30 protein-coding genes, 1 tRNA gene and 2 pseudogenes are annotated in these 25,957 nt (G+C 38.2%); 21 read left to right on the top strand and 12 right to left on the bottom strand.

The features are described from left to right. Positions 1 to 47: 47 nt before the first annotated feature. Positions 48 to 779 (bottom strand): fimbria/pilus periplasmic chaperone, encoded by a 732-nt coding sequence (locus MN869_RS07450; protein ID WP_004807790.1) that lies wholly within the window; start codon positions 777 to 779, stop codon positions 48 to 50. Positions 780 to 859: 80 nt separating this feature from the next. Next, positions 860 to 1,393 carry a fimbrial protein gene (locus tag MN869_RS07445; protein ID WP_004653088.1) on the bottom strand — a complete coding sequence of 178 codons (534 nt, stop codon included), beginning with the start codon at positions 1,391 to 1,393 and terminating at the stop codon, positions 860 to 862. A 488-nt stretch (positions 1,394 to 1,881) separates the two neighbouring features. On the opposite strand from MN869_RS07445, the gene MN869_RS07440 reads away from it, so the two are divergent. Both MN869_RS07440 and MN869_RS07435 read left to right on the top strand, forming a co-directional pair. After that, positions 1,882 to 2,229, top strand: coding sequence for a hypothetical protein (locus MN869_RS07440; protein WP_004807786.1), 348 nt, complete (start codon positions 1,882 to 1,884; stop codon positions 2,227 to 2,229). Positions 2,230 to 2,359: 130 nt separating this feature from the next. After that, positions 2,360 to 2,572, top strand: coding sequence for a hypothetical protein (locus MN869_RS07435; RefSeq protein WP_004807783.1), 213 nt, complete (start codon positions 2,360 to 2,362; stop codon positions 2,570 to 2,572). Positions 2,573 to 2,614: 42 nt separating this feature from the next. Here MN869_RS07435 and bioB read toward each other — a convergent pair whose 3' ends face one another. Together bioB and queG are read right to left on the bottom strand one after the other, a co-directional pair. Beyond that, positions 2,615 to 3,604 (bottom strand): biotin synthase BioB, encoded by a 990-nt coding sequence (gene bioB / locus MN869_RS07430; protein ID WP_033133316.1) that lies wholly within the window; start codon positions 3,602 to 3,604, stop codon positions 2,615 to 2,617. Between the two features lie 91 nt (positions 3,605 to 3,695). Beyond that, positions 3,696 to 4,820 (bottom strand): tRNA epoxyqueuosine(34) reductase QueG, encoded by a 1,125-nt coding sequence (gene queG, locus MN869_RS07425; RefSeq protein WP_033133360.1) that lies wholly within the window; start codon positions 4,818 to 4,820, stop codon positions 3,696 to 3,698. A 23-nt stretch (positions 4,821 to 4,843) separates the two neighbouring features. Between queG and MN869_RS07420 the strand changes: the two genes are divergently transcribed. After that, positions 4,844 to 6,337 carry a bifunctional ADP-dependent NAD(P)H-hydrate dehydratase/NAD(P)H-hydrate epimerase gene (locus MN869_RS07420; RefSeq protein ID WP_033133315.1) on the top strand — a complete coding sequence of 498 codons (1,494 nt, stop codon included), beginning with the start codon at positions 4,844 to 4,846 and terminating at the stop codon, positions 6,335 to 6,337. On the opposite strand, the gene ruvC is transcribed toward MN869_RS07420, so the two are convergent. Next, on the bottom strand, positions 6,334 to 6,879 hold the full coding sequence (ruvC, locus tag MN869_RS07415) for a crossover junction endodeoxyribonuclease RuvC (protein WP_004807778.1): 546 nt from the start codon (positions 6,877 to 6,879) through the stop codon (positions 6,334 to 6,336). The two genes, MN869_RS07420 and ruvC, sit on opposite strands and share 4 nt — an antisense overlap. Before the next feature lie 297 nt (positions 6,880 to 7,176). On the opposite strand from ruvC, the gene MN869_RS07410 reads away from it, so the two are divergent. From MN869_RS07410 to MN869_RS07375, 8 genes are all read left to right on the top strand, one after another. Continuing rightward, a tRNA-Met gene (locus tag MN869_RS07410) sits at positions 7,177 to 7,253 on the top strand. 185 nt (positions 7,254 to 7,438) lie between these two features. Beyond that, positions 7,439 to 7,672, top strand: coding sequence for a hypothetical protein (locus tag MN869_RS07405; RefSeq protein WP_004807776.1), 234 nt, complete (start codon positions 7,439 to 7,441; stop codon positions 7,670 to 7,672). Positions 7,673 to 7,782: 110 nt separating this feature from the next. Beyond that, positions 7,783 to 7,992 (top strand): cold-shock protein, encoded by a 210-nt coding sequence (locus tag MN869_RS07400; protein ID WP_004653101.1) that lies wholly within the window; start codon positions 7,783 to 7,785, stop codon positions 7,990 to 7,992. 459 nt (positions 7,993 to 8,451) lie between these two features. Continuing rightward, positions 8,452 to 8,664 (top strand): cold-shock protein, encoded by a 213-nt coding sequence (locus tag MN869_RS07395; RefSeq protein ID WP_004807774.1) that lies wholly within the window; start codon positions 8,452 to 8,454, stop codon positions 8,662 to 8,664. Positions 8,665 to 9,267: 603 nt separating this feature from the next. Continuing rightward, positions 9,268 to 10,686 (top strand): FAD-binding oxidoreductase, encoded by a 1,419-nt coding sequence (locus tag MN869_RS07390; RefSeq protein ID WP_033133314.1) that lies wholly within the window; start codon positions 9,268 to 9,270, stop codon positions 10,684 to 10,686. A gap of 168 nt (positions 10,687 to 10,854) precedes the next feature. Then, positions 10,855 to 11,016 carry a hypothetical protein gene (locus MN869_RS07385; protein ID WP_005316127.1) on the top strand — a complete coding sequence of 54 codons (162 nt, stop codon included), beginning with the start codon at positions 10,855 to 10,857 and terminating at the stop codon, positions 11,014 to 11,016. A gap of 164 nt (positions 11,017 to 11,180) precedes the next feature. Then, positions 11,181 to 11,615, top strand: a complete 435-nt coding sequence (locus tag MN869_RS07380) for a DUF333 domain-containing protein (protein WP_033133313.1) — start codon at positions 11,181 to 11,183, stop codon at positions 11,613 to 11,615. A 186-nt stretch (positions 11,616 to 11,801) separates the two neighbouring features. Further along, entirely contained in the window at positions 11,802 to 12,365 is a 564-nt protein-coding gene (locus MN869_RS07375) for an FxsA family protein (RefSeq protein WP_033133312.1), read from the top strand. A gap of 42 nt (positions 12,366 to 12,407) precedes the next feature. Here MN869_RS07375 and MN869_RS07370 read toward each other — a convergent pair whose 3' ends face one another. Further along, a complete protein-coding gene (locus MN869_RS07370; RefSeq protein ID WP_004807762.1) occupies positions 12,408 to 12,593 on the bottom strand; it encodes a hypothetical protein in 186 nt (61 codons plus the stop codon). Positions 12,594 to 12,834: 241 nt separating this feature from the next. On the opposite strand from MN869_RS07370, the gene MN869_RS07365 reads away from it, so the two are divergent. Then, positions 12,835 to 13,092, top strand: coding sequence for a hypothetical protein (locus MN869_RS07365; RefSeq protein ID WP_004807761.1), 258 nt, complete (start codon positions 12,835 to 12,837; stop codon positions 13,090 to 13,092). Between the two features lie 59 nt (positions 13,093 to 13,151). Here the strand turns inward: MN869_RS07365 and metK are convergent, their stop codons facing one another. Further along, positions 13,152 to 14,318, bottom strand: coding sequence for a methionine adenosyltransferase (gene metK / locus MN869_RS07360; RefSeq protein ID WP_033133311.1), 1,167 nt, complete (start codon positions 14,316 to 14,318; stop codon positions 13,152 to 13,154). 383 nt (positions 14,319 to 14,701) lie between these two features. On the opposite strand from metK, the gene tkt reads away from it, so the two are divergent. The 3 genes and pseudogenes from tkt (at position 14,702) to MN869_RS07345 (ending at position 17,701) form a co-directional block, all read left to right on the top strand. Beyond that, positions 14,702 to 16,690, top strand: coding sequence for a transketolase (gene tkt, locus MN869_RS07355; RefSeq protein ID WP_033133310.1), 1,989 nt, complete (start codon positions 14,702 to 14,704; stop codon positions 16,688 to 16,690). An 87-nt stretch (positions 16,691 to 16,777) separates the two neighbouring features. Continuing rightward, positions 16,778 to 17,180, top strand: a pseudogene (locus tag MN869_RS07350) (DUF3916 domain-containing protein); the annotation flags it as partial. Between the two features lie 17 nt (positions 17,181 to 17,197). Further along, positions 17,198 to 17,701, top strand: a complete 504-nt coding sequence (locus tag MN869_RS07345) for a hypothetical protein (protein ID WP_033133309.1) — start codon at positions 17,198 to 17,200, stop codon at positions 17,699 to 17,701. Positions 17,702 to 17,713: 12 nt separating this feature from the next. Here the strand turns inward: MN869_RS07345 and MN869_RS07340 are convergent, their stop codons facing one another. Beyond that, positions 17,714 to 18,124 carry an OsmC family protein gene (locus MN869_RS07340; protein WP_033133308.1) on the bottom strand — a complete coding sequence of 137 codons (411 nt, stop codon included), beginning with the start codon at positions 18,122 to 18,124 and terminating at the stop codon, positions 17,714 to 17,716. A 227-nt stretch (positions 18,125 to 18,351) separates the two neighbouring features. Here MN869_RS07340 and MN869_RS07335 point away from each other — a divergent pair, with 227 nt between their 5' ends. After that, a complete protein-coding gene (locus MN869_RS07335; RefSeq protein ID WP_243307018.1) occupies positions 18,352 to 18,930 on the top strand; it encodes a YceI family protein in 579 nt (192 codons plus the stop codon). Between the two features lie 125 nt (positions 18,931 to 19,055). On the opposite strand, the gene MN869_RS07330 is transcribed toward MN869_RS07335, so the two are convergent. Next, positions 19,056 to 19,733, bottom strand: coding sequence for an XRE family transcriptional regulator (locus MN869_RS07330; protein WP_005316102.1), 678 nt, complete (start codon positions 19,731 to 19,733; stop codon positions 19,056 to 19,058). Positions 19,734 to 19,867: 134 nt separating this feature from the next. On the opposite strand from MN869_RS07330, the gene MN869_RS07325 reads away from it, so the two are divergent. From MN869_RS07325 to MN869_RS07305, 5 genes are all read left to right on the top strand, one after another. Beyond that, complete coding sequence (locus MN869_RS07325) at positions 19,868 to 20,275, top strand: hypothetical protein (protein ID WP_033133306.1); 408 nt, start codon at positions 19,868 to 19,870, stop codon at positions 20,273 to 20,275. Between the two features lie 60 nt (positions 20,276 to 20,335). Continuing rightward, the gene (locus tag MN869_RS07320; protein WP_033133305.1) at positions 20,336 to 20,887 is read left to right on the top strand and encodes a hypothetical protein; all 552 of its coding nucleotides are present in this window, start codon (positions 20,336 to 20,338) and stop codon (positions 20,885 to 20,887) included. A 743-nt stretch (positions 20,888 to 21,630) separates the two neighbouring features. Continuing rightward, complete coding sequence (locus MN869_RS07315) at positions 21,631 to 22,371, top strand: hypothetical protein (RefSeq protein ID WP_033133304.1); 741 nt, start codon at positions 21,631 to 21,633, stop codon at positions 22,369 to 22,371. Positions 22,372 to 22,509: 138 nt separating this feature from the next. Continuing rightward, entirely contained in the window at positions 22,510 to 22,905 is a 396-nt protein-coding gene (locus MN869_RS07310) for a hypothetical protein (protein ID WP_004807705.1), read from the top strand. A gap of 58 nt (positions 22,906 to 22,963) precedes the next feature. Continuing rightward, positions 22,964 to 23,515, top strand: coding sequence for a chitinase (locus MN869_RS07305; protein ID WP_033133303.1), 552 nt, complete (start codon positions 22,964 to 22,966; stop codon positions 23,513 to 23,515). 63 nt (positions 23,516 to 23,578) lie between these two features. Here the strand turns inward: MN869_RS07305 and MN869_RS07300 are convergent, their stop codons facing one another. The 3 genes and pseudogenes from MN869_RS07300 to MN869_RS07290 form a co-directional block, all read right to left on the bottom strand. Beyond that, positions 23,579 to 24,646: a bifunctional HD family hydrolase/N-acetyltransferase gene (locus tag MN869_RS07300; protein WP_081406942.1), complete on the bottom strand. Its 1,068-nt coding sequence runs from the start codon at positions 24,644 to 24,646 to the stop codon at positions 23,579 to 23,581. 110 nt (positions 24,647 to 24,756) lie between these two features. Then, positions 24,757 to 25,014 carry a YjhX family toxin gene (locus MN869_RS07295; protein WP_005285282.1) on the bottom strand — a complete coding sequence of 86 codons (258 nt, stop codon included), beginning with the start codon at positions 25,012 to 25,014 and terminating at the stop codon, positions 24,757 to 24,759. Positions 25,015 to 25,396: 382 nt separating this feature from the next. Beyond that, positions 25,397 to 25,957: pseudogene (locus MN869_RS07290) on the bottom strand (hypothetical protein); the annotation flags it as partial.

Below are 25,957 nucleotides of genomic sequence, written 5' to 3'. Positions count from 1 at the left end.
TGATAGGTACAAAATCATTTATTGATTGGAAATAAATTTGTTTGTTATTAAAGCTTGATCTGGTGTTCGATACGACCACCGTAATCATTGATGCTTACATAGCTCAATTTTTCAGTACTCCCAGTTTTCAATTGGATTTTGTCCTCTGAAAAAGGTGAGAGCATTAGACCTTTAGGCAGTAGGTCAACTGGCTTTCCTGCATTTTGTTGGTACACCGCAGTCATGGTGACGTGAAATGGTGTTGGATTTTTTACGATTAAAGTTTGTCCGCTTTTCGCCCATTGTAATTTTTCACCAGCGAGATTGGCATCAGCTTTGATGCTGGCTGGACGATAGAAAAACTTAATGCGTGAACGAATTGCGAGCTGTAAAAAATTATCAGGAATAGCATCTTTACTGTTTGCGGTTGGTCTTGGTGGAATATCCAAAACATTCAACCAAAAAACAGTTTCTTGTTTTTGATTTAACTGAGCCGCATTGGGTAATGCAGTAATACGAAGCGATTGGCTCTTCGTTGGGTCTACACGCGAAATAGGAGGGGTAATCATAAACGGAACTTTAGACTGATCCGGTGTACTTTTAGCATCACCTTCATCAATCCATGCTTGAACAAGCGATGGCTTAGAACCATTGTTACTGACTTGCAAAGTCACTTCACGAGCGTCAGATGGATAAATAACGCGAGTTCCATGCAAAATAATTTCCGCATGTGTATGACTTGCGATCAAAGCCGACGACATCGTTAAACCAAGCAAAAAATTGTAACCGTTCAGTGCCATTTAAATTTTCTCTATGATTGCGTGAAGTGTACAACTGCGAATTCCTAGAAATCTAGAAATTCGCAAAGTTTATCAATAGATTATTGATAAATAATAGTGTACTGAACTGAAGTGTTTACTTCACCAGCAGTAGACGCGCCAGTTGCATAGTATTCAGCATAGTAGTTAAGGTCAGCAGTACCGCCTTCTACAACGTCAACCCATTGCGAGTTAGCTTGAGCACCGTTGCTACCAGCAGCAAGAACTGGGATTACTTGGTTGTTGTTACCTAATAATTGAACATCAACGTTTTTAGCGCCACCAGCGTTTTGGTTAAGTAAACGGCCAGTATTGAAATCAACAGTCGCACCTGGTTCGAAGTAAGTTGCAACTTTACCTTCTGAACAGTTACCCAAGTTGATTTGGAATGGAGTACGACCAGCAACATCACCTGCGTTAGCAAGAGTTTGTTTAGAAACAGTTGGAAGTGTTACTGTAAAGTCTTTACCAGCTGGAGTCACGATGTCACAAGTTTTGTCTGTTACTAGACCATTAATTGTAATCGTTCCGTCAGCAGCTTGAGCGTTAGCAATACCTACAACTGAAAGAGCAGCGATCAAAGCAAGTTTTTTCATAATAATTTCTCGAACACATCGGCTAAAAGTTTGAATTAAAATTACTTCTCAGTTGGATTTTTGCGCTGAACAAGTAATGTGCGAAATATATATCACTAGGTTTTATAAATGCAAACTGCATCACATTTTTATGGTGTATTTCGATCTAAAATTCCGATCATAAATAAGTTATTGATATAAAGTATTTTTATTTCTGGTAAAAACAGATTTTTTAGCCTGTTTGTTTAATATTGCTTAAGACTGATTGTTTTTCCTTTCATAAAAAAGGCCTATTTGAATATTTTTTGATCAAAAAATAAAGGAATTCACATTTTTTTGTGATCTGTATTGCAAAAATAAAAAAATAATTTAGATGAATAATCAAGTTTTTAGCGTGATTATTAAGTTTATTAACAAAAAGCTCAAAGTTCTTTTAAGAATCTTTTAAGGTTAAATCCTTAGTTTTTTAGTCATGATTAGATGAAAAAAACACCGTAAAGGAGCTTTCAATGAACATGCTTTATACCCACAAACCAAACTACTATTTCTTCGCACACAAGTTTGTTTTATTCCTAGAAAGTTATTTAAAAAGCCATGCTACGGAACAGCAAACAAGCTTTAATCTGCAGACGATTTATGATTTATTCAGTCATGATCGTGCCTCTAGTACAACCAATTTAGAAGGTATTTTAAATATTGCAGATGAATATGTGCTTGAAACAGATGAGGGTCAGCAGTCATTGATTCAGTCTTATCATGTTCATTTAGATAACCATGTGCTGACTTTAGAATTTAATGCCAAAGCAGTTGCAAGCTTAAAAGCGGGCCAAAATATCCTGAGTCCACAAGCGGCTTAAGCAATTCAAAACATATTTCAAGTTAATACACTTAGTGAGTAATGTCCTTTACTAAGTGTTTTTTTAACAAGCTGCACGAAGCTTATCTATCCGTTATGATGGAAAGATCAGGTGAAGATAACATAGTGCTATGAGTAAGGACTTTAAATCAGAAACATATACTGTTGATGAGCGTATTGCTGATACGATTGCATGGTTGATGCAACATCAAGACATTTTTGATTCATTTCATTTTGATGTGCATAGCCAAGAATTGTCAGTAACCCATGCAGCAGGTGTTGATATCATCCGTGTTGGAATGTTTTTAAATGCCAAATACGGCATTCTGGTGACATCAATTTAATCATAAATAAAAAAGCCTTGTCATCTGACAAGGCTTTTTTATTTATGCACTCATGGCATCGACGGAGAGCTCTGCAACCGTTGGTTTCGGTTTTTCCGCAGTTAAACCTAATTTGGCAAACAAGACCTGATCTTTGCCTTCACCCGCATTTGGCGTCGTAAGTAATTTATCACCAGAGAAGAGTGAGTTCGCACCCGCCATAAAGGCAAGCGCTTGGTCAGAATCACTTAATGATTCACGACCAGCAGAGAGGCGAACATAGCTGTGTGGCATGATAATACGTGCAACAGCAATGGTACGGATCCATTCAGTCACATCAAGTTTTTCTACATCAGCCAAAGGTGTACCTTCAATTGGAACCAGCATGTTAATTGGCACAGATTCAGGATGTACTGGCATGGTTGCAAGTTCATGTAATAAACCGATACGGTCATTACGGCTTTCACCTAAGCCAACAATACCGCCACTACATACTTTCATGCCTGCTTGACGCACATGATCTAAAGTATCCAAGCGGTCGTCAAAAGTACGTGTGCTGATGATATGAGAATAGTATTCACGAGAAGTGTCTAGGTTATGGTTGTAATAGTCTAGACCTGCATCTTTTAAGCGTTCCGCTTGAGATTGGTTGAGCATACCTAAAGTCATACAGGTCTCTAGGCCCAATGCTTTCACTTCACGTACCATTTCTAGCACATAAGGCATATCACGCTCATGCGGGTTACGCCAAGCAGCACCCATACAGAAACGCGATGAACCAGATTCTTTTGCTGCAAGTGCTTCACGAATAACTTTATCAACGGCAATACGTTTTTCTGCTTCTAACTTAGAGTCGTAACGAGCAGATTGTGAGCAATACTTACAGTCTTCAGGGCATTTACCTGTTTTGATTGAAAGTAGCGTGCTGACCTGAATCGCATTTGCTTGGAAATGCTGACGATGAACGCCTTGTGCTTGAAATACTAAGTCTAAAAAGGGTTGGTCATATAAAGCTTGGATTTCATCACGAGTCCAGTCATTACGTAAAGTCATTGTTATATCCATGATGATTGATTACAGACATTGAGATTCATCATACAGAAATCGTGCCAAAGCCAAAGGGCAAAAAACACCATTTTTCTATTCAGTGTACTTTTATTTGCTGCAATTGCTGTTGAATTGCCCAATCAATATGTACATTGACGATCTCATCGTGCAGCGTTTTTGCATCTTGCAATTGCGTCACGATCTCAGCCGAGTATGGAGCATTTCCTAGACCGATTGCAATATTGCGCTTAAAGGATTGGTAGCCTGTACGGCGGATTGGGCTGCCTTCTGTATTGGCTAAGAACGTTGCTTCATCCCATTGCCAAATCTCTAATAAGCTGATGTCATCTAAGCTATGTCTTGGATCAAAATCTGGAATAGACGCTTTTTTAGCAAAGCTATTCCAAGGGCAAATCAACTGGCAATCATCACAGCCAAAGATACGGTTGCCAATACCTGAGCGTAATTCTTCAGGAATAATACCTTTATATTCAATGGTTAGATAAGCAATACACTTTCTGGCGTCCAGCATATACGGTTCAACAATCGCCTGTGTTGGGCAAATATCAATACAGGCAGTACATGAACCGCAATGTGCAGTCGCAGGTTGGTCAAAAGGCAGTTCTAGAGAAGTAAACAGTTCTCCTAAAACGAAAAAAGAGCCCGATTTTTTATGAATCAATAAGGTGTGCTTACCCGTCCATCCCATACCTGCACTTTCAGCCAGCGATTTTTCAAAAATAGGGGCAGAATCAGCAAAGGGGCGTGATTCAAAATCACCGACTTTTTCCTTAATACGGGTCGCTAAGGTTTTAAGACGTCCACGCATGACTTTATGATAGTCACGACCTCGTGCATAACGCGCAATAATGGCAGAATTTGGTTGAAATGGTACATAACGGGGCTTGGGTGATGCCACAAGATAGTTCATTCGCACACAAATAATGCTTTTTGTACCAGGAACGAGCAAGGTTGGGTCAGCCCGCTTGTCTAAGTTTTCTTCTAAATAGTGCATATCTGCATGATAACCACGTTCTAAATATTCTTTAAAACGTGGCATTTGATCTTGAGCATCTGGTTTGGCAATGACACAATCAGCAAAGCCCAAGTCTAATGCCTGTGCTTTGATCCAGTCTTTTAATGCTTGAGGGTCAAGTTGTTGCAACTTGATTTTATCAGGCGTTTTCTGAGACTGTGTTTGAGATGGTGTGCTTGAAGCCATAAAACGATAATAAGGAGAAAAACATGCAAGCTGTAGTTTACCATAGCCGAAGTATCCAAGCATGGGAGCAGTGTTGGTTTGCTCAGCAAAACTCATCTTTAGGGCTCATGCAGCAAGCGGCTTGGACAATTACACAACAGTTAATGCAACAATTTCAGCAAAATAAAACTCAAAAGATCGCAGTTTGGTGCGGGCAGGGTAATAATGCGGGTGATGGCTATTATATTGCTGCGTTTCTTAAGCAATACGGATTTAGCATTACGGTATTTGCAACAGAACTCGGACAATCCGTGGATTTAAAACAAGCCGCAGATTTTGCCCAGTCTCATCAAGTCGATATTCAAAGTGTTGATTATCTTTTATCTGAAAATGCTGTCCATCAAGAACTGCCCACTTTTGATTGTCATATTGATGCTTTATTTGGCATTGGTCTCAACCGAATGCTAGATCCAAACTGGCAAGAAATTATTCAATTGTATAATGCACAAACAGGCTTAAAAGTCTCAATCGATATTCCTAGTGGTTTACAGGCCAATACAGGACAAGCTTTGCCTTGCGCAGTACAAGCCGATCAAACCTTTACGATCTTAGGCTACAAAGCAGGTTTGTTTACGGGTCAAGCTAAGCAATATGTGGGGAAACTACATTTGCTGAGTTTGATTCCGATTGACCAAGAATTAAAACCACTTGCTTATCTGTCACCTGAAAAAATCGTTTTACCCAAGCGTCAAGCCTTTGGACACAAAGGTAATTATGGGCATGTGCTTGTTGTTGGTGGTCATGCAGACATGGGCGGTGCAGTGATTATGGCGGCTGAAGCGGCGTTTCATGCAGGAGCTGGTAAAGTCAGTGTCATTTGTCATGTAAAACATCATCAAGCCATTTTGGCACGTTCACCAAATATTATGGTGCGAGACATTAATGCCTTAGATCAGCAAGCCATTCAGCAGCTATTAATGCAAGTGGATGCAGTCTGTTTTGGTATGGGCTTAGGTCGAGATGAATGGGCAGAGCAAATATATTTACAATGGTTTGATTTACTCAAGCTAAACTCACATTTAGAGGTTGTACTTGATGCAGATGGCTTGTGGTTTCTGGCCAAGCATCCGCAACAATTAAACCAGCATCTCTATGCAACGCCACATTCAGGTGAGGCAGCAACACTCTTGGGGTGTACTGCTGCGGATATAGAACAAGACCGTATCGCTGCCATTCAACAGTTACAACAAAAATATGCAGGGAAATGGGTGTTGAAAGGTGCAGGTAGTTTAATTTTAGAAGAACAATTATTTATTTGTACGCAGGGTAATGCTGGAATGGGAACTGGAGGAATGGGAGATGTGCTGGCAGGTATGATTGCCAGTTTAAAAGCTCAATTTCATCAACAGATTGCATTGCATGAGATCGTCAGCCTACATGCACAGGCAGGCGATCTGCTGGCTGAAAAGGGTATGAGGGGATTACAAGCGCATGACATGGCAAAAATGATATATAAAGTCGTGAATCAAAAGGTTTAACGGCGTCTGCTACTCGAACGGCTACGGCCGCGTGCCATACCACCTAAAGCATTGAGTACTGCCATTTTACTCATACTACCTGACGCATGAGCATGACAAATTGCTGCGGCAAGCGCATCTGCTGCATCCGCTTGAGGTTGGATGGTTAAATTAAGCAAACGCATCACCATGAGCTGAACTTGTTCTTTTTCTGCTGCGCCGTAACCGACAACAGACTGCTTGATTTGACGTGCTGTGTATTCTGCGACTTGTAAATCTAGATTCACCAGTGCAGCAATTGCCGCACCACGGGCCTGACCGAGCTTAAGAGCCGAATCGGGGTTTTGTGCCATGAATACTTGTTCGACCGCTGCTTCTGTTGGACCATGAAATTTAACGATACGTTCGACACCCGCAAAAATACGTTTCAAACGTTCAGGCATTTCTTGTGTTTCAGTACGAATGGTTCCTGCATCAACAAACCGCAGCTTATTGCCATCTTTTTCGATAATTCCATAACCTGTTAAGCGTGAACCAGGGTCAATACCAATAATTAATGACATGCAGCACTATATAAATGAAAGGGTGATGATATTGTTACATAATGGGCTTTTTACTGCATAATATTTTTGTAGAATTTTGAATTATAAAGAAATAGTTGTTTTATTGAACGAATCTTAATTGATTTATTGAATATCTGAAAATTGAGAACTCATTTGCAAGATTAACTCAGGCCCATTGAATAAGAGTGAGTTTTGATCACTTTGTGTGTAATTTAGACATTAATTGATAAATTAAGCGATTTTTATAAAAATAATTTGCATTGTGGGGAAGATGTGCGTATAAAGCTAACTCGTCGGTGCGGGATGGAGCAGTCTGGTAGCTCGTCGGGCTCATAACCCGAAGGTCGTTGGTTCAAATCCAGCTCCCGCTACCAACCGAATTAAATTAGTTATGCTCTGTGATGTATTTAAGGTTACTGTCTAAAAAGAATAGACAGTAATAAAGTTAGCTGAAATAACCCTAAATAAAGCTAAAAATTATTAGATTCTAGAAATGTAGCTATCCTCTCTCATCTATCTAGTGTTATAGTAAATCAAAATCGATCACTTGAGCTCAGAAATGAGTGATTTTGTGTTGAAAATTATTAATGAATGGCGTGTAGCCAAAGCCAGTAATGGCAATGAAATTTGTGTGAGAATCATCCCTTTAAAGCGTCAGCAAAATACGCTGAATGGTTTTAAATGGGTAGAAGTAGGAAAGAAGATCCTGTTGGAATCAGGTCAAGAAATTGACTTTAATTTGGACGGGAAAAGCTTTTATACCGATGTTAATCAACTTTATCGATTGACATAAATGGTTCACATACTTGTAGTATCTATTCAATAAGGATAGATTGTATTAAATCATGATGTAAAAATTTTGATTTAATTCATAAATGAACAAAGTTTAAAAGGTTTAAAGGTATGTCTGATACAGTTACTGGTACTGTTAAGTGGTTCAACGAAACTAAAGGTTTTGGTTTTATTCAAGCTGACTCTGGCGAAGATGTTTTTGCTCATTTCAGCGAAATCCAAAGCAAGGGCTTCAAAGTATTGAATGAAGGCCAACGCGTTTCGTTTGTTCTTGGTCAAGGTAAAAAAGGCCCACAAGCAACTCTAATTACTGTTATCTAATTACTTTAGACCAGTGAAAAAAAAGCTCACAACAGTGGGCTTTTTTTGTGGCTAAAACAATTTGAACTGAGTGAAGATAGCGAATATTTGAGAGTAAAAGAAAATGAAATAATATGTTAAAAATTTATATAAAAATCATAATTTAGAATTTAGATGAAAATATTTAAATTTAAGTGTATGAAAATTAATTAGAAAAATTATTTTCTGTTTATTCGTAGTCTTGAATAACCTGCGGAAAAAAGACGTAGGGAGTAGGATTGATAGATAGAGATTGCGTGAAAAATGTAAAGTCGTGTATAGTGAAAGCTAACTAGAAGAATAACGCTGTTGATTCAGAAAATCTTGCATCTCATATAGTTGTAGATAAACCTTTCGTTTTATCAGATTTCCTCTCAGAGTTTATGATTCCAAGTTGCTCGCTGCTAAGCGCCCCAAATTTTTTAAAATAGGTTTAAATATATGTCTAATACTGTGACTGGTACAGTTAAGTGGTTCAACGAAACTAAGGGTTTTGGCTTTATTCATGCAGACTCTGGACAAGACGTTTTTGCTCATTTCAGCGAAATCCAAAGCAGTGGTTTCAAAGTACTACATGAAGGTCAACGTGTGTCTTTTACAATTACTGAAGGTAAAAAAGGCCCTCAAGCAAGTGGTATTACTGTCGTTGCTTAAAACTAAGCGCGATATTTAAAAAAAAAGCTCACTTTGGTGGGCTTTTTTTATGTCTTGATGTAAAGCAGGCTCTTTTTTAAAATTATTTTGTATTAAGTGTCGATTTTTGTCATAAATTCACCATTTGGTTGAAGAATTGCACTAGCGAGATATACGACTTTTTGCTAATTTATTCCTATTGATTTGTTAGGCAAATTAATAAGTGTAGTACATTTAATGAGCGTTAAAGTTATGGAAAACTTGGAGCCGTATGCTCAAGGGTTTGAGCAAGAAGTTCATGTACATTGCAAGAGATCTTTAGGTACATTGTTATTCAGCTTTGTGGTATTGATTGCAACTAGCCTATAAGAGAGAAAAGCACCTTCGGGTGCTTTTTTAATTTCAATTATTGATTTTTATTGAATCACCTCATTTTTATCGTCGATGCTTGAAGATCTGGGCACATCAAATTTAATTGGTTTTCATAATCTGAGTATATTGATGGAATGTTCGGCTACGGATATACCTATCAAAATTATTGAAAGATTCTGGTTTTGTTACTCAATTTTTCTGCGATAAGCTGCTTGCATTAATCGGTAAAAAATTGTTTTAGGTGAATTTAGAATGTTTGGTGACATAGAGAAACCAGCGCATTTAGATGATGTTGTTTTTAAAGAAAGTAAAGCATATAAAAATTCGAGTGAGTGGAATTGGGTTAATCCGAAACACGGTCAATTTGATCATCCTGCAAACTATTATGAGAGTTCTTTAGAGGACTGGCATTGTTTTGATGCTTTATCAGCAGATCAAGAATGTGATGTTGTTGTGATCGGTGGTGGATTGTTAGGTGCCTCAACAGCATTGCATTTGGCTGAGCAGGGTGTTGATACGATTCTGGTTGAAAAGAATCGCATTGGCTCCGCAGCATCAGGTCGAAATGGTGGGCAGCTTACTCCAGGTTTGGCGCGTTGGGAAGCTGAGGAGATGATTAAGCGCTTTAGTTATGAAGATGCCAAGAGACTTTGGCATTTTACCTCTACGGAAGCAATGTCTTTAATTGATCAAATTGCTGAAAAGTATGCTGTAAATTTGGCACGTAAACGTGGACATATTACCGCTGCGGTACATGAGGGACATTTGATTGCCTTGACTCAAGGTGCAGATGCTCGGAAATATTTGGGTGAGGATCACACGAAAGTGGTGGGTGAGTATGAATTAAAAGAGTTGATCAAGTCCAACCTGTATAAAGGTGGTTTGGTCGATAACTTGGGTGGCCATATTCATCCATTGGCACTTAACCGTGCTTTGGCACATGGCTTCTGTAAGAATGGCGGGCGGGTGTTTGAACAAACGGAAGTATTGTCGATCGCTGAACAAGCTGATGGAGTTTATGTACAGACGGCATCGGGTGTGATTAAAGCACGTAAAAGTGTCGTGATTGCAGTACATCACAATGCATTTAAGTTACTCCCTGAAAAGAAACAAACAGCAATTCCATTTCATACTTATATTGCAGTTACGGCGCCATTAGACATGCCAATGACTGAATTATTACCGCACGATCATCCTGTCTACGATACGCAATTACAGATTGATTATTATCGTGGTGTTTCTAAGAATAGATTGCTTTTTGGTGGGCAAGGTACAGGCATAAGTTGGGCAGTAGGCAGAATGAATCAATATTTATTAGGCCGAATTAATAAAGTTTTTCCGCAGCTTGAAAATGTCGAAATGGACTTTTGCTGGAGTGGTGTCAGTGATTTGACTATGAATGGCGCAACTGATAATCGAAAATTTGGCAATAAATTTCCAATTTATGCGGTACATGGTTGGAGTGGGCATGGTGTGGCGCAAACCGTCCGTATAGGTAAAGCAATTGCAGATGATTTTTCAGCTAAGAACACCGATTATGCAATGCTCACTAAAATTCAGCACAACGATATTTTATTTGGTCGTTTATTGGCGCCCTTAGCGATTCCAATGTCAAAAGGTTGGTATGGTGTTACTGGAATGCTCAATCCTGGCAAAATGGTTTCGTTTTAATATTCGATTTTCTTCATTTCTAATAAAAAATGTCTCCACCCTGTGAGACATTTTTTATGTTTCTTAAGCTTGAAAGATGAGTGGTGTATAAATGACTTATTCGACTTCAATTTGTTCTATATATGAATAAATATAATATGTTAGGCTAAATAAAAAAGGATGAAGTCCATGGATATTATACAAGTTAAAGATTTTTCAGCGGCAACGGGGTACACGCAAGCTATTATGGCAATGGATGAGTGGGTGGATACACGACCTTACTTTTATATTATCAAAGAGCATTACTTGATTGATCAGGCTATTCGGTTGGAATACATCATTATTCAATAAGCGTATCTTTATTCTATTGGATAAGTTTGTGAGTGAAAAAGTATGGGTTACATCCTTATGCAGCCCATGCTTTTTCGCCTAAGTTCTTTTTGTTTCAAATCATAGACATAATAATCGACATTATTTTGTTATCTTTGCCTTTTCACTTTATCAGAATTCAAATTATGAAAAAGATCTTACTCTTAGGTGCAATTGTAGCCTCATTGGCGGCGTGTTCAGCAACACCAAATAAAGATATGACCCCGCCAAAAATTGGTATGGCGAACCCTGCAAGCAAATATTGCGTAGAGCAAGGTGGTCAGTTGGAAATTAAAAATGAAGCCAATGGTCAGGTTGGGTACTGTAAGTTACCAAATGGACAAGTAGTTGAAGAGTGGGAGTTGTTCCGCGCAAGTCAGCCAAAATGCCTAGCAGATGAAGCGACAAAGTTAATTGGTCAGTCTGGATTAAGCGAAGATCAAATCAAACAAAAAACTAAGTCTGAGATTGTTCGCAGTGTAGGACCAAATCAGCCTGTTACTATGGATTATCGTGAAAATCGTGTAACAGTAACGATTGATCCGCAGTCTAAGAAGATTATCCAAGCGACTTGTGGCTAATCGATAGAGATTATTGAGGCTCTCAATTAGATCAAATTTAATTGGGAGCTTTTTTATACAAGCTATCATATCAGACTTGATAAATTGAGAAATGTACCCATCAATTAGATTATTGAGTTTATTTTATTTGTTGTGTCAGGATTGATTCTTCAAGATTGCACAAGGTTTTAATTTTCGAGATTTGACATGAATCTACTTCTTATCGTGGTATTTGGCACAATTGCCGAAGTTTTAGTTTGGATTGGCGTGGGTGACCTCGTTGGAAGTATGTGGTATGTCTTTTTCTGGTTCATTATCGCATTCTTCATTGGCTTGAATATGGTTCGTTCAAGTACATCGAGCATCATGCCTCAATTGCAGCAAATGCAGATGACAGGCCAATTAGGCGGTGATCCAGCAGTCACCAAGAAATTGGCGCTAGCGATGTCTGGTTTTCTATTGATGGTTCCTGGTTTAATTTCTGATGTATTGGCAGTGTTGGTTTTAATTCCACCTGTTCAAACGGCGTTTCGTAATGCATTGATGAAAACGATGGCAAAACGTCAGCAAGCCATGATGGATAAAATGATGGGAGGCATGGGCGCTGGTAGTGCTGCAGGGCAGAACCCATTTGCTGATCTGATGCGTCAGATGCAGGATATGCAGAATCAACAAGGTGGTGGTCAATATAGAGACTCAACCATTATTGATGGCGAAGCGCGTGAAGTAAAACCTGATCAAAAGAAAATTGAGTTTAAAGACGTAAACTGATTTCAATTGGTTTAAAAAAGCACACCAATAGCGTGTGCTTTTTTATGTCTTATCTTTTTGCTCTTGTGGATTCTGAGCTGGTTCTGGAGTGGCAGGCAGATCGGCTTCTTTGTTTTGTGGCTGATAGTGGCTTGGTTGAAGAGTTGTAATCTCATTTTCGGACTGTTTGTATTTACGGCTACGATTTGCACGTTCTCGAAATCCACCTTTATTAATTAATTCGGTCATGATGTATTCCACAGTTTCAAAAGATTATTTTATCAAATTATGTGAAAGATCAAAATAATATTAAGAACTTAAAGATTTGTTTAAAATCGAGATTCTAATCAAATTGTCATAAAAAATTGTTAATTTGAATGAATAGGTCAGAAAACTAGATTGAATTCTCAGTTTTTTTTTCATAGGATAAAAGTGCAACATTTGAAATTGTTGTAAAAAGAAAATAAAAAATAAGTGGTAGGAGGAATTAATGATGTTATATCAATATCATTGTGCATGTTGTGACAAGGTTGTTGCATCAACTGATAAAGAGTGTCCACATTGTGGCTCTCATCATATCCGTAGTCCGTATGGTCTATGGATGTTCTGTGTTGCCGCATGTCTAGCCGTTGTCGTTGTTATTAAGCTTGCGCATTTGTATACGCAACATCATCAAGAAGATCAGCCCGTTCAAAGCAATTCACTGTTTGAGATGTTTAAGCAAGATAATACAGATTCTGCTAAATAATTTTGGGGTAAATAAAAAAGCTCGCATTTGCGAGCTTTTTTATAGAAGAGCACTATGGATTACAATCCAGCTGCATCTTTAAGGATTTCAACTTTATCTGTTTTTTCCCAAGTAAAGGCAGAGTCTGAACCTTCGCGGCCAAAGTGGCCATAAGCTGCAGTTTGCTTATACATCGGTTGAATCAGGTTCAACATACGTGTAATACCATACGGGCGTAAGTCAAAGTGTTCACGTACAAGTTGAATAATCAACTCATCTGATACTTTACCTGTATTGAAGGTATTAATAGAGATCGATGTTGGCTCTGCTACACCGATTGCATAACTTACTTGGATTTCACATTTATCTGCTAAACCAGCAGCAACAATGTTTTTTGCCACATAACGACCCGCATAAGCAGCAGAACGGTCAACTTTCGATGGATCTTTACCAGAGAAAGCACCACCACCATGACGTGCCATACCGCCATAAGTATCTACAATAATCTTACGACCAGTTAAACCACAGTCACCTACAGGGCCGCCAATTACAAACATACCTGTTGGGTTGATATGGAATTTAGTGCCTGCATGGAACATTTTAGCTGGGATGATTGGCTTAACGATCTCTTCAATAATCGCTTCTTTAAGCTGAATTTGAGAGATTTCAGGATCGTGTTGTGTTGATAATACAACTGCATCCAAACGAACAGGTTTGCCATTTTCATAAGCAAATGTCACTTGGCTTTTCGCATCTGGGCGTAACCACGGTAATGTACCTGAACGACGTAATTCTGCTTGACGCTCCATTAAACGGTGCGCATAAGAGATAGGAGCAGGCATGAGAACATCAGTCTCACGGCTTGCATAACCAAACATTAAACCTTGGTCGCCAGCACCTTGATCTTCTGGCTTTTGACGGTCAACACCTTGTGCAATCTCAGGAGATTGTTTACCGATCATGTTGATGACGGCACAGGTAGAACCATCAAAACCTAAATCAGAATGGTGATAGCCAATACCATTTACGGTTTGACGTACAATCGCTTCAAAGTCCACATTTGCTGTTGTTGTGATTTCACCAGCAAGAACAACCGCACCTGTTTTTACTAATGTTTCACAAGCGACACGCGCATACGGGTCTTCTTTTAGGATTGCATCTAAAATTGCATCGCTAATTTGGTCAGCCATTTTGTCTGGATGACCTTCGCTTACAGATTCTGAAGTAAAAACAGCATACTCGCGCATGAACGTCCTATCATTGGTATTTTCAAAAAGACAGAGTATGTTACATCGACTTGACGCAGAGGACTAGCATAAGCTGACTAAAAAGCATGAATTTATTTCATTTTCATTATGTTTTTATTGATATGTGTATCAGGGAAACTGATATTAATGCCTTTTTATATGAATAAATCTGTAATTTAGGGCCTAAAATTGTGTCTAGCGAAGAAGTGTGTTGTCTATCACATGAACATTTGCTCCCAGAATCCCAAATGAATGCGTGAAAAATAAGAAATATCGTGTATTGGACTTTACCCACTGGCGTTTTTTTAAGACAATAGTCGCATCTTTTGAAAGATGATTTCTCATCTTCTCTCATCTTATTTGATTTAATCGGATTCTGACTTATGACAACCCCTTTAAATGAACGTCGTATTGCAAATGCAATTCGTGTCTTGGCAATGGATGCTGTGCAACAAGCAAACTCAGGGCATCCAGGTGCACCAATGGGGATGGCAGATATCGCTGATGTTGTTTGGCGTGAATTTTTAAATCATAACCCGACGAACCCACAATGGGCGAACCGCGACCGTTTCGTATTGTCGAATGGTCATGGTTCAATGTTGCAATATGCATTATTGCATTTGACTGGTTATGAGTTATCTATTGAAGATTTAAAACAATTCCGTCAATTACATTCTAAAACACCAGGTCACCCTGAATATGGCTATGCACCTGGTATTGAAACAACAACTGGCCCATTAGGTCAGGGTATTGCAAATGCAGTTGGTTTTGCATTAGCTGAAAAAACTTTGGCAGCGCAGTTCAACAAAGACGGTTTAAATGTTGTTGATCACTTCACTTACTGTTTCTTAGGTGATGGCTGCTTGATGGAAGGTATTTCTCACGAAGTATGTTCACTTGCAGGTACTTTGGGTCTTGGTAAACTTGTTGCGTACTATGACGACAATGGTATTTCAATTGATGGTGAAGTAGAAGGTTGGTTCAGCGATGATACTGAACAACGTTTCAAAGCTTATGGCTGGCAAGTTCTTCGTGTAGATGGTCATGATGCTGATGCAATCCGTCAAGCGACTGTAGAAGCAAAAGCTGAAACTAATAAACCAACCATTATCATCTGTAAAACGATTATTGGTCTAGGTTCACCAAATAAACAAGGTAAAGAAGATTGCCACGGTGCGCCATTGGGTAAAGACGAAATCGTTTTAACTCGTGAAGCATTAGGCTGGAAAGAAGATTCATTTGTTATCCCTGAAGATGTTTATGCAGCTTGGGATGCAAAAGCAAAAGGTCAAACCTCTGAAGCAGCTTGGAATGAATTGTTTGCTCAATACCAAGCAAAATATCCAACTGACGCAGCTGAATTATTACGTCGTATTAATGGTGATTTACCTGTTGAATTTGCTGCACAAGCAGATGCATTCATTGCTGAAACAAATGCAAAAGCAGAAACCATTGCAACACGTAAAGCAAGCCAAAATACTTTACAGGCATTCGGTCCATTACTTCCTGAATTATTAGGTGGTTCTGCTGACTTGGCGGGTTCTAACTTAACGCTTTGGAAAGGTTGCCAAGGCGTACAAGAAAACCCAGCGGGTAACTACGTGTATTACGGTGTTCGTGAATTCGGTATGACTGCAATTGCGAATGGTGTGGCTTTACACGGTGGTTTCGTTCCTTACGTTGCAACATTCTTGATGTTTATGGAATATGCGCGTAATGCAGTACGTATGTCTGCATTGATGAAGCAACGTGTGATTCATGTTTATACGCATGACTCGATCGGTTTGGGTGAAGATGGTCCTACGCATCAACCAATTGAACAAATTGCATCGTTACGTGGTACACCGAACCTAAATACATGGCGTCCATGTGATACAGTTGAAGCTGCAATTTCTTGGAAGTCTGCTCTTCAACGTAAAGATGGTCCATCTGCACTTATTTTCTCTCGTCAAAACTTACCATTCCAAGCACGTAATGAAGCTCAAATTCAAAACGCTGCAAAAGGTGGTTATGTACTTGCTGAAGAGAAAGGTGAATTGAAGGCAATCATCATTGCAACAGGTTCAGAAGTTTCATTGGCAATGGAAGCATATGCACAACTTGAAGGTGTGCGTGTAGTGTCTATGCCATGTGCTGAAGAGTTTATGAAGCAAGATGCTGCGTATCGTGAAGCGGTATTGCCTGCGCATATCCGTGCACGTGTAGCGGTTGAAGCGGCTCATGTGGATTACTGGTGGAAGTTTGTTGGTTTAGACGGCAAAGTGATCGGTATGACCACTTACGGCGAATCTGCGCCAGCAAAAGACTTGTTCCAATTCTTCGGTATCACCACTGAAGCGGTTGTTGCTGCGGTTAAAGAATTGACTGCTTAATTGAATTAAGTCGTATAAAAAAGCGTCCTGATTAAGGGCGCTTTTTTTATGATGATTAAATGGAATATAAAAATGAGCGGTTTGCATTATTATAATTGGAAGATACCTGTACCCATGAATATGGTTCAAGGAAAACACGCTCAACAAGAAATAAAGGCTGAGTGTGCTCAATATCTTATGAATGCTTGTCAGTATTTAATTGAAGCAAAACCTCAAGGACTAAAATTCTGTAAAGTGGCGTGTGTTATTGTGCAACCAGATATGTTTGCTAGTGAAATTTGTTTATATTTAGATGAAGATTATTTTAATGCCCATACCTTATCGGCAGGTTCTTATGATCCCCAATATCTTTTAGCGGACAGGCTAAGTTTGGCCAAAAATTGGAGGCTACAAATTCCTGATCACATGAGGAATACATATTCATTATATTGATCCAAATGATGAAGCAGCTAATTATATAGCTGATCAGTGGTACTTTATTGAAATTTAATAGATTGAGGTATTGTGATGAGGACGGAATTCGAACTTCATGCTTTTGATGAAATATTAAATGATATTAAATATAGGTATTTGAAAAATTTAAATAAAAAAGAAATGTTTTGGCAGTGCGCACAATATAATTTTTTATTTCGCGCATTACAAGAACGTTTCAAAAATGGAAAAGGTGATCAAACATTGGGTGGTGGTGATTATGCTTATCGTATGCAGACTTATTTTGAAGAGGCTATTCAAGCTCGAGTTAAATATCATCACTTACCAAGTTGGACAAAGTTAAAGGGCAAAATATTAGTATTTGATGTGCACTCATCAATGTTTGACTGTTTAGGTGAAAACGAAACAGGTGGGTTTATAGATGGTTCTGACACTCCACCACCTGAATTTTGGATTCATTTCGATGGGGAAAATTTATATTCATTTATTCCAAATGAGCTCACAAATATTGTCGACCGAGCAATAGATATTTCGATGAGTGGCTCATTGGAATGGTATACGAATGTGATTGAAATTTAGTGTAAGGGCTACTTAGCCAATACTTAATTCACTCTGAATCGAAATATTTGACGTTAACAATTTATGAATTGGGCAGCTTTCAGCAACTTTTAATAAACGTTTATGCTGATCTTCGGTAAATTCACCTTTTAAGATAATTTTACGTTCAATATTGTTGTGACCTGATTCTGGTTCACCATTGGGATTTAAGGCTAAATCAACCTGAACATGATCAAGCTTAATCCCTTTGTGATTGGCATACATTTCTAAAGTAATCGTTGTACACGCCCCTAAAGCTGAAAGTACCAACTGAACAGGGTTGGGTGCAGTATCTTGACCACCTTTATCTGCAGGCTCATCTGCATACCAAGTATGGCCAGCAGGATCTGTCAATGTAACGCGATAAGGTGTTGTTGTACTGAGTGCTTGTGCTGTATGTGTCATGTTTTACCTTGTTGTTTATCGTGAAGTATCTAAATCAAAATATACCCATTGATCATGTGATCTTGCTGATCAATTGTCCAGTATCGAATGGTCTTATGATATTGATTTTTGATAAGCGCTGTAACGCTTTTATTGTTGCACTGGTGAAACATATCGTTTTATAAAGACTAGTGAATAAAAATACATGATCTATACACTAATCACTATATCAAACAAGGATACGAAAAATGCAATTTAAAACATTAAGCCTCGGTTTAGTAGTCGCTTTAGCGAGTTCTGTAACGTTGGCTGCGCCAGTCGACTATAAAATTGACCCAACGCATACTGCGACCGTATTCAGCTGGAATCACTTTGGTTTCTCTACACCAAGTGCAAATTTCACTGACATCCAAGGTACGATTAAAGTTGATAATTCAAAACCTGCAAATTCATCTGTAGAAGTGATTATTCCTTTAAGCAGCGTAAATACCAATGTTGCTGCTTTGGATAAAGAGTTCCAAGAAGAAGCTTGGTTTAATGCTGCGAAATATCCAAACATTACCTTCAAAAGTACTAAAGTAGAAACCAAAGACAAGAAACACTTCAAAATCACGGGTGATTTAACTGTTAAAGGTGTGACTAAACCTGTGGTATTAGATGCTGTACTGAATAAACAAGGCGAGCATCCAATGGCGAAAGTACCTGCAATTGGTTTTAATGCAACAACAAGCTTTAACCGTTCTGCATTCGGTATCGGTAACTACGTTCCGAACGTAGGGGATAAGATCACTGTCAATATTACAACTGAAGCAACTGCTGCGAAGTAATATGACGTTGAACAAAAAAGCCTAGATCATCTAGGCTTTTTTATATGAATTTGTTTGATGGTATAAATAATTAACCTACTAATATTAGCTTTGAATAAGAATACTAATAAATAAGCCTTTATCCATTAGCTATGTTTGATCTTCGATCGACGTTTGGATTGGTAAATATAGCGAATGGAATCGACCACTTCACCGACAAAAATACATTCTTCATCCAGTGGAATGATGTTGGGTTTGAATTCTGGATTCAGTGCTTGCAGATATCTTGAATTATCAGTTTCGATCACTAGGCGCTTAAATGTTGCATCTTCATGCTTTCTCACCACAATCATGTCACCTGACTGCATATCACTATATTGCACGGTTGGATCAACCAAGATGTAATCACCCTCATGAAAAACAGGATAATTACTGAGACCTTGTACTTTTAAATAGAAGCAGTGATCGCAATCATCTGGCAATGGCAGCCATTCTTCAACTTGTGTGATATCAACCGATTCCACATTGGTAAAAACGCCCGCTTGGACCCAGGAGAGTACTGGAGCCATATTGGCTTTTACAGGGGAGATATTTGAAGTATCTTCATGACCAGATTCTTTCGGTGTGGCATGCCCTTGACCCGTTTGTAACCAATAAGCATCTACACCTAGAAAATTAGCAATCGAAGGCAAATGTGATGATGAGCTTACCAGTCCTGTTTCAAGCTGGCTAAGTGCAGATTGTGTAATGCCGACAGCAGCAACCACATCTTTTTGAGACTTCTTGGCTTTTTTTCTTGCTTCTTTGAGCCGATCTTTAAGCATTTTAATGCACCTTAAATCAATAGATTAAGAATATTAGCAAGCTAATGTGAAGTCAAATTAGTATTCTTATTGAATAAATATTAGTTTACTAATATAATTGTCTTATTCATTAGGTTAAATGCTGGAGGTGCGGCATGAACAAGACAATCAATCCAAACATGCATATTAAGCAAAATCTTGATGCGGAAATTGAAGCATGGTTGGCTCAAGGCAATGTAATCACAAAGATCCAAAATACATATGAGCAGCGCTTGAAAGCAAGGCCAAATCATATGACTAAATTTGTATCACCAGAAAAAACCCAAAAAGAATTAAAGAAAAGTATAAGAATCGCCAATCAGGCAACAGATGCCCAAATTCAGATGTTTAGTCAGTGGTTGGATGCGCATAAGGGACGGGCAAAAGCATTGGTGGGTATTTTGGGCTGTGCACATAGTTATATTTCCCAAATCAAAAGTGCAACTCGGCCCTGTACTAAAGCTCGATTTGAAGAAATTCATCAGGCCATGAATATTGTTGAAGCGAGAGAAAAGTATCACTAAACGCAACAAATACAATGATCGCTAAATCACAAAATATATAAATCAATAAGAGGTGAAGTTATGAATGCAAATGTAGCAAAGTTTGAAAAATTTGAATGGTTAATGCAGGGGCTAAGCTTGCGTTCACCAAATTTAGAGCCTTTTGTGCGTGGTACAGGTGAGAGAACCTTGAGTTATGAAGATCGTTTGGGTGTGATTGCCTCAATGCAAAGCCAATTGGCAAAGTCGGTCACGGCATTGATTGTGTTCGAACATAAAAGCAAGCAAGACTATGACGATGTCCGTCAACATTTGGCTAAAGTATTTATTGAGCAAGCCGTACAAGATAAAAAACGAGAGCCTGAACGTATTGCGATGTACCATTTGGCAGAATTGATAGCACGGATGGTATTGGATTTTGTATTAGATCCTGATTTAGAGGAAAACTATACTGCAAAAGGACGTTTGGCTTATGCTGGGATCAGCCGCCATCAAATGAGTCTTGATTGTTATAGAAAGACATGGAAATGTTATGAGATTAAACTCATAAATGTGCTTGAAAATGCAATTCAAGAAGCAGAAATTGCAATAGAAAAATATAGGAATGATACTTATAAAATAATGAAGGCATGATATTTTATAGATGTAATTGTCAACTTCATAATTATATTTATTCTAATTTTGCTGTTAAAATATTCTTGATTAAAAGCTCATTTTTATGTGGGCTTTTAATATGTGGATAATATAAATATATCTAAGAAGAAGGAGGCTATTAATGTTAAAAAAACATTCACCCATTTTGACTTTAATCGTTATTGTCTGCGGCGGAATTTTCTATTCAATATATAGCTCGAATTCATTGTTTCCGAGGAAGCCTGTTCGATTAGATTCTAGATGCTATGATGTTGATATTTCTAAATCAATAAAATACAATTAGATGGAAAATTTTTGCTCATGTGTCCATGTTGGAGGGCATGTAAGCAAAGAGGAAAACTACAAATATTGTGTAAACCTTTTTAGTTCTAAATAAGAATGATATCAAAAAGCGTATATAAATGATTTAGTGAATGAACTTTGATTGAGGTCTATTAATTTTAGTATTCATACATTAGTTTTAAGAAAATTAAGGAAAGAAATATTTACAAAGAGCTAGTGATTTAATGATTCCATTTTTTAGGAAACTAAGTTATAGTTTTATTACACTGGTCGTAATATAAAATTTTCGATCATAATTAAAAAGCTCATTTGATAGATGGGCTTTTTTATTGCCTAAAAACTCGGTTTCTTATTGATGCCGAGTTTTTTTATATCTACAGATTGTTGGTTGTTGTCTATTGATGGCGGCTTAAAGCCGAAAATAACTGAAGGTGATTAAAATGAATTGTACAAATAAAATGCTGCTAGGCACTTTCTCCATTAAACACTTAGATATTCTTTCTTATGCCGAGATTGTGCCTGCGATTATGCAAACAACAGCTGATCTCACAGCGACTGCATATATTGAAGGGAATGCTCAATTAGGTTCTGTCAAAGTGAAGGATGCGTGCCAAGTATCTTTATCTGCTTATTTCCAAGCACAGAAAGGTCAATTTTCTTTTAGCAGCGCAAATACAGCGCAACGGTCAATTGTCATTTTAGGTGTGGATCAGCAACCTGAACATCAGGTGAAGTTAAACCAAGTTGAGCGTGGATTTGTCATTCATAGCTATTTTTTGGATGATAAATTTGTGGTGACTTTGGGCGAATATAATAGTCTGAATAACGTCACTTTTATTGAAGCTAACCCCTCAGAAAACCCAATTGTGACCTTTGAGATTACTGGCTCTCAATCGATGAAGGTCTATGTTGACTATGAACTTGTTGGAGAGTGGCATTCAACCAATTCCCTAAAATTGCCGAAGTATTATCACATTGTTGCACAAGAAGATTTAAAGCAACTGGATTTTGATCTGCGAGAGGCCTATGTCAGCTTGGATTATAAAATGCCATCAGCACTTGAAGACAATATCTATTATCACTTAACCAGTAAAGGTGAAATCTTGGGCTTACAAGTGAACGCAGGTGATTTTGTGCAGTTTCATGCTCAGCAAAGTTGGATGACGCATTATCCACAATAGTATGAATTTAAATTAAATAATTAAGCAATGGTGATCAAAATGAATTGAGAGTAGTCGGTTATGTGGTTTTGCTTAAAATGTCAATCGAGGCCTTAACTTTGAATAAGTTAGGGCCTTTCTATTTATGGAGGAAAAATAATGACAGAGTTTGTTTCAACGGGTGCAGGGATTGCAGCCGTAATTAAATCTTATGGAGTTTTTTTTATTGTCATGATGGCACTCACTTTTATGTTTTTGGCTTGGATGGTTGTGATTATGACACGGTTACCCAAGTCTCGACGTGAATGGGTGGTTTCACTCATTTCAACAGCAGTTGGCAGCATTGCCGGAGGTGCTTTTGTGATTCAGCATTTTGGCTTGCAAGAGTGGAGTCAAAACCCATATGGCGCATTTGCCTTGGGAGGTCTGTACTTTCTTTGTGGTTTGCCAGTATGGGCGATTATTCGTTGGACCTTTAATTATATTAATGCACGAGAAGATTCAACCATTTTGGATGTAGCAAAAGAGGTGAAAGACTTTAAAGACAAATTCTAAAGAAAAAACAATCCAATGCCGCCTTCGGGCGGTTTTTTATTATAAAGAGGAAAATGACATGAAAATAACACAAGACGGTTTCGATATTTTGCGCCACACATTTGGAAAATTAAGTCAGTTGCAGGTCGATGGAATCAATTTTCTGGTTTCAGTGCTTGATGAAGATGGGGCGATCACATCTGCCCAAGCCGCTTATATCTTGGCAACGGCTTGGCACGAAACGGCTAAAACGATGCAACCCGTGATTGAATATGGTTCAGAAAAGTATCTAAAGTCTAAGCAATATTATCCCTATATCGGCTATGGCTATGTACAACTGACATGGTTGGCAAACTATAAGCGAATGGGGGATTACTTAAAAATTGATTTAGTGAAAAATCCGAAACTGGCTTTACAAGCGGATATTGCAGCTCGTGTCATGATTGTTGGAATGAAAAAAGGGATGTTTACCGGTAAGAAATTGTCTGATTACATCTGCCAAAATAAGAAAGATTATATAGGTGCTCGGCGAATCATTAATGGAGCGGATAAAGCTGAGTTGATTGCAGGGTATGCAGAGACATTTGAGGCAGTCTTGCACGCTTCAGAAGTCACGATTTTGTCTTGTTGAAAGAATAGAAGTTCACATCGATTCGATACGAACTTCTACTTTCATGTGATTTAGTCTGTGGAATTATGCTGTGGCATTAAATGCATCCGCATAAACCACTTCACCTGTCGGGACATCTTCTGTAAATGGCAAGATCTGGAAATATTCGGCAGGGACACCAGCTAATACCAGTCTTGAATCTGCTTTGAAACCGAATCGGCCGTAATACTGCGGTTCACCTAATAAAACACAACCAACCGCATCCAAATCTTTAAGCGCTTCGATACCAGCATGCATCAGTTTAGAACCTACTCCTTGACCTTGATATTCTGGAAGTACCGAGATCGGACCAAGTCCATACCAACCAGTTGTGCCATCAGAAATCTGCACGGGTGAAAAGGCAATATGACCAATAATCTTATTGTTACAATCCGCGACTAAGGAAAGCATGAGCTGATTGGAATCACGTAAAGCATTCACAATAAATTGCTCGGTATGGCTTGAATGCTCTTCTGTTGCAAAAGCAGCTTGGGTTAAATCAAAAATGCTTTGAATGTCAGATGGGTTTTCATCGCGAATGTGCATATTCATCTTCATTTTCTCTTGTGTTTCCTGATCTAAAATTGCTCGAATTTGTTTGAGTAGTGGAGAATCATTTGTATATTTCTCTCCATAACTTAAGTTAAATTCATAATCAAAATCAGGTGAGTTGATTCCTTGATTGTGTTGAAGGATCGTTTCTAGCTTATCTAGTGCCTTAACGATTTTTGCTTCTGGTGTTTTTGCATCTTCATATTCTTGCCAGAGTGATCGAATCAATATTTGAGGTTTATCATCTAAACATTCGGTTAATTGATAAAAATCCTGTTTTTCCTGCTGATTCTTAGTTGGAAATTGATCTTTCAGAATGGCTGGAATATCACCATGAATGGCTTCGCCAAGATCATGAATTAAACACATTTTTAGTAATTTCTCCAAATCAATGTCTTTAAATTGATCTGCAAAAATCATCGCCATTAAGCATAAACGCCAACTATGTTCAGCGGTACTTTCTTGGCGACCATTGGAAGTATGTGAAAATCGCAGCACATTTTTTAGTTTTTCCGCTTCTCGTAAAAAAGCTAAGCGGTTTTGAATTACGTCTAGTTCCATTTTCTTTCTCAAAATAAACCATATGTAATTTGGATAAACCCGATCTAAGATTAGATTGATAGACATCATCTAAGTACAACCAAGGATTTATCCAAACCGATGGTTGTGTGTTAACGATTGTCTAACTGTGGGCGTACTGATCTAAGCCCATGTAAATTAATTTGATAGGGCTGTCCATTAATGGATTTAATCAGTTTTTTCTTTCTTAGCTTGTTAAAAACGGCAAGGTCGCAATCGGACAGCAAGAAACCTTCTCGGCTATAGCACTCTACAGCGATGATTTGACCTGAGTCATTACGAAGTTTTACGATTTTTCCGCCTTTTGCTAAGACGTGCAGTGTCCGTTGTTCGGACTTAGATAAGTTCATGTTGTTATCCAGATAGAAATAATCAGAGGCAAAGTTAGGCTTAAAGCCCAAAAAATCGCGCAGATAACCAATTTCAATGTGCTATTGAAATTTAGTTACCAGATTACTGCTATCTCCAACATAAAACCCTCGATATGGATGCGATACGATATGTACCGAAGAAAATATTAATGCAAGTTGAATTAAAAATCAATCATGATATTAAAAAGAGGTTTTGAGTTGAGAGAAGTTGATGGTTATTTCTTTGAATGCTTTTGTTTGAGTTGTAAGTAGGCTGGTACCGATTTCTTAGCTTGCCTGATGCGCGCCGAGATAATTTCGCAAAAATTTCGAGATAATTGGCGCTCATCTTAGTTTCAACATTTGAAAATAAATTTCAAAATTAATCGGCCTGCTTTAACTCTTCCCAAAATAAAATAGCATCTGCATTACTCAGTTTGTATTTTGCTCCAGCAGGTATAACAGTGTACATCGGTGAAACAACATAACCATTAGGGCCAACATCACAATTTACTTGAGCATGTACTTTACTATCTATTAGCAACTGAGCTGGTGAAGAGTCGTGATAGACCTTAACTGTTATATTCACTGCAATTGGACGATTGTAAGGATTAGTATAAACAGTCCCTGCAACTCTTGAGCTTTTTACATCCACCCAAGTTTGATTAACACCAAGTGGTGGTGGTAAATCCTCCAATGCTTTCAAACGTACTGACAAAGCATTGTCAGCATTAGTTCGGGCATTTGACTCATTGTTAACTGCATTAGCTCTTGTTGCGGCTTCTGTATTAATGTTGCCCTGAAGCACAATATCAGCTGCTTGACGTTGATTCTTTTCCGTATCTAGTTTTTGCTGTATGGCAGCAGCCAAAGCCACCACATCATCTTCAGTCGATAACAACTGAAAAAGCTGATCGCGTTGACCAGAATTTAATGTACGGCC

The organism is Acinetobacter sp. NIPH1876 (genome assembly GCF_022808535.1).
Lineage (GTDB): Bacteria > Pseudomonadota > Gammaproteobacteria > Pseudomonadales > Moraxellaceae > Acinetobacter > Acinetobacter higginsii.
This window is presented reverse-complemented; position numbering and strand designations above follow the sequence as displayed.

What these genes read in the sequence shown, in the direction of transcription:
- tkt (WP_033133310.1), top strand. Translation starts at nt 14,702, where the DNA reads ATGACAACCCCTTTAAATGAACGTCGTATTGCAAATGCAATTCGTGTC.
- MN869_RS07445 (WP_004653088.1), bottom strand. Translation starts at nt 1,393, where the DNA reads ATGAAAAAACTTGCTTTGATCGCTGCTCTTTCAGTTGTAGGTATTGCT.
- MN869_RS07420 (WP_033133315.1), top strand. Translation starts at nt 4,844, where the DNA reads ATGCAAGCTGTAGTTTACCATAGCCGAAGTATCCAAGCATGGGAGCAG.
- metK (WP_033133311.1), bottom strand. Translation starts at nt 14,318, where the DNA reads ATGCGCGAGTATGCTGTTTTTACTTCAGAATCTGTAAGCGAAGGTCAT.
- MN869_RS07325 (WP_033133306.1), top strand. Translation starts at nt 19,868, where the DNA reads ATGAACAAGACAATCAATCCAAACATGCATATTAAGCAAAATCTTGAT.
- MN869_RS07395 (WP_004807774.1), top strand. Translation starts at nt 8,452, where the DNA reads ATGTCTAATACTGTGACTGGTACAGTTAAGTGGTTCAACGAAACTAAG.
- MN869_RS07450 (WP_004807790.1), bottom strand. Translation starts at nt 779, where the DNA reads ATGGCACTGAACGGTTACAATTTTTTGCTTGGTTTAACGATGTCGTCG.
- MN869_RS07440 (WP_004807786.1), top strand. Translation starts at nt 1,882, where the DNA reads ATGAACATGCTTTATACCCACAAACCAAACTACTATTTCTTCGCACAC.
- queG (WP_033133360.1), bottom strand. Translation starts at nt 4,820, where the DNA reads ATGGCTTCAAGCACACCATCTCAAACACAGTCTCAGAAAACGCCTGAT.
- MN869_RS07300 (WP_081406942.1), bottom strand. Translation starts at nt 24,646, where the DNA reads ATGGAACTAGACGTAATTCAAAACCGCTTAGCTTTTTTACGAGAAGCG.
- MN869_RS07400 (WP_004653101.1), top strand. Translation starts at nt 7,783, where the DNA reads ATGTCTGATACAGTTACTGGTACTGTTAAGTGGTTCAACGAAACTAAA.
- MN869_RS07335 (WP_243307018.1), top strand. Translation starts at nt 18,352, where the DNA reads ATGCAATTTAAAACATTAAGCCTCGGTTTAGTAGTCGCTTTAGCGAGT.
- MN869_RS07435 (WP_004807783.1), top strand. Translation starts at nt 2,360, where the DNA reads ATGAGTAAGGACTTTAAATCAGAAACATATACTGTTGATGAGCGTATT.
- MN869_RS07295 (WP_005285282.1), bottom strand. Translation starts at nt 25,014, where the DNA reads ATGAACTTATCTAAGTCCGAACAACGGACACTGCACGTCTTAGCAAAA.
- MN869_RS07330 (WP_005316102.1), bottom strand. Translation starts at nt 19,733, where the DNA reads ATGCTTAAAGATCGGCTCAAAGAAGCAAGAAAAAAAGCCAAGAAGTCT.
- MN869_RS07340 (WP_033133308.1), bottom strand. Translation starts at nt 18,124, where the DNA reads ATGACACATACAGCACAAGCACTCAGTACAACAACACCTTATCGCGTT.
- MN869_RS07320 (WP_033133305.1), top strand. Translation starts at nt 20,336, where the DNA reads ATGAATGCAAATGTAGCAAAGTTTGAAAAATTTGAATGGTTAATGCAG.
- MN869_RS07390 (WP_033133314.1), top strand. Translation starts at nt 9,268, where the DNA reads ATGTTTGGTGACATAGAGAAACCAGCGCATTTAGATGATGTTGTTTTT.
- MN869_RS07385 (WP_005316127.1), top strand. Translation starts at nt 10,855, where the DNA reads ATGGATATTATACAAGTTAAAGATTTTTCAGCGGCAACGGGGTACACG.
- MN869_RS07305 (WP_033133303.1), top strand. Translation starts at nt 22,964, where the DNA reads ATGAAAATAACACAAGACGGTTTCGATATTTTGCGCCACACATTTGGA.
- MN869_RS07380 (WP_033133313.1), top strand. Translation starts at nt 11,181, where the DNA reads ATGAAAAAGATCTTACTCTTAGGTGCAATTGTAGCCTCATTGGCGGCG.
- MN869_RS07310 (WP_004807705.1), top strand. Translation starts at nt 22,510, where the DNA reads ATGACAGAGTTTGTTTCAACGGGTGCAGGGATTGCAGCCGTAATTAAA.
- ruvC (WP_004807778.1), bottom strand. Translation starts at nt 6,879, where the DNA reads ATGTCATTAATTATTGGTATTGACCCTGGTTCACGCTTAACAGGTTAT.
- MN869_RS07375 (WP_033133312.1), top strand. Translation starts at nt 11,802, where the DNA reads ATGAATCTACTTCTTATCGTGGTATTTGGCACAATTGCCGAAGTTTTA.
- bioB (WP_033133316.1), bottom strand. Translation starts at nt 3,604, where the DNA reads ATGACTTTACGTAATGACTGGACTCGTGATGAAATCCAAGCTTTATAT.
- MN869_RS07315 (WP_033133304.1), top strand. Translation starts at nt 21,631, where the DNA reads ATGAATTGTACAAATAAAATGCTGCTAGGCACTTTCTCCATTAAACAC.
- MN869_RS07405 (WP_004807776.1), top strand. Translation starts at nt 7,439, where the DNA reads ATGAGTGATTTTGTGTTGAAAATTATTAATGAATGGCGTGTAGCCAAA.
- MN869_RS07345 (WP_033133309.1), top strand. Translation starts at nt 17,198, where the DNA reads ATGAGGACGGAATTCGAACTTCATGCTTTTGATGAAATATTAAATGAT.
- MN869_RS07370 (WP_004807762.1), bottom strand. Translation starts at nt 12,593, where the DNA reads ATGACCGAATTAATTAATAAAGGTGGATTTCGAGAACGTGCAAATCGT.
- MN869_RS07365 (WP_004807761.1), top strand. Translation starts at nt 12,835, where the DNA reads ATGATGTTATATCAATATCATTGTGCATGTTGTGACAAGGTTGTTGCA.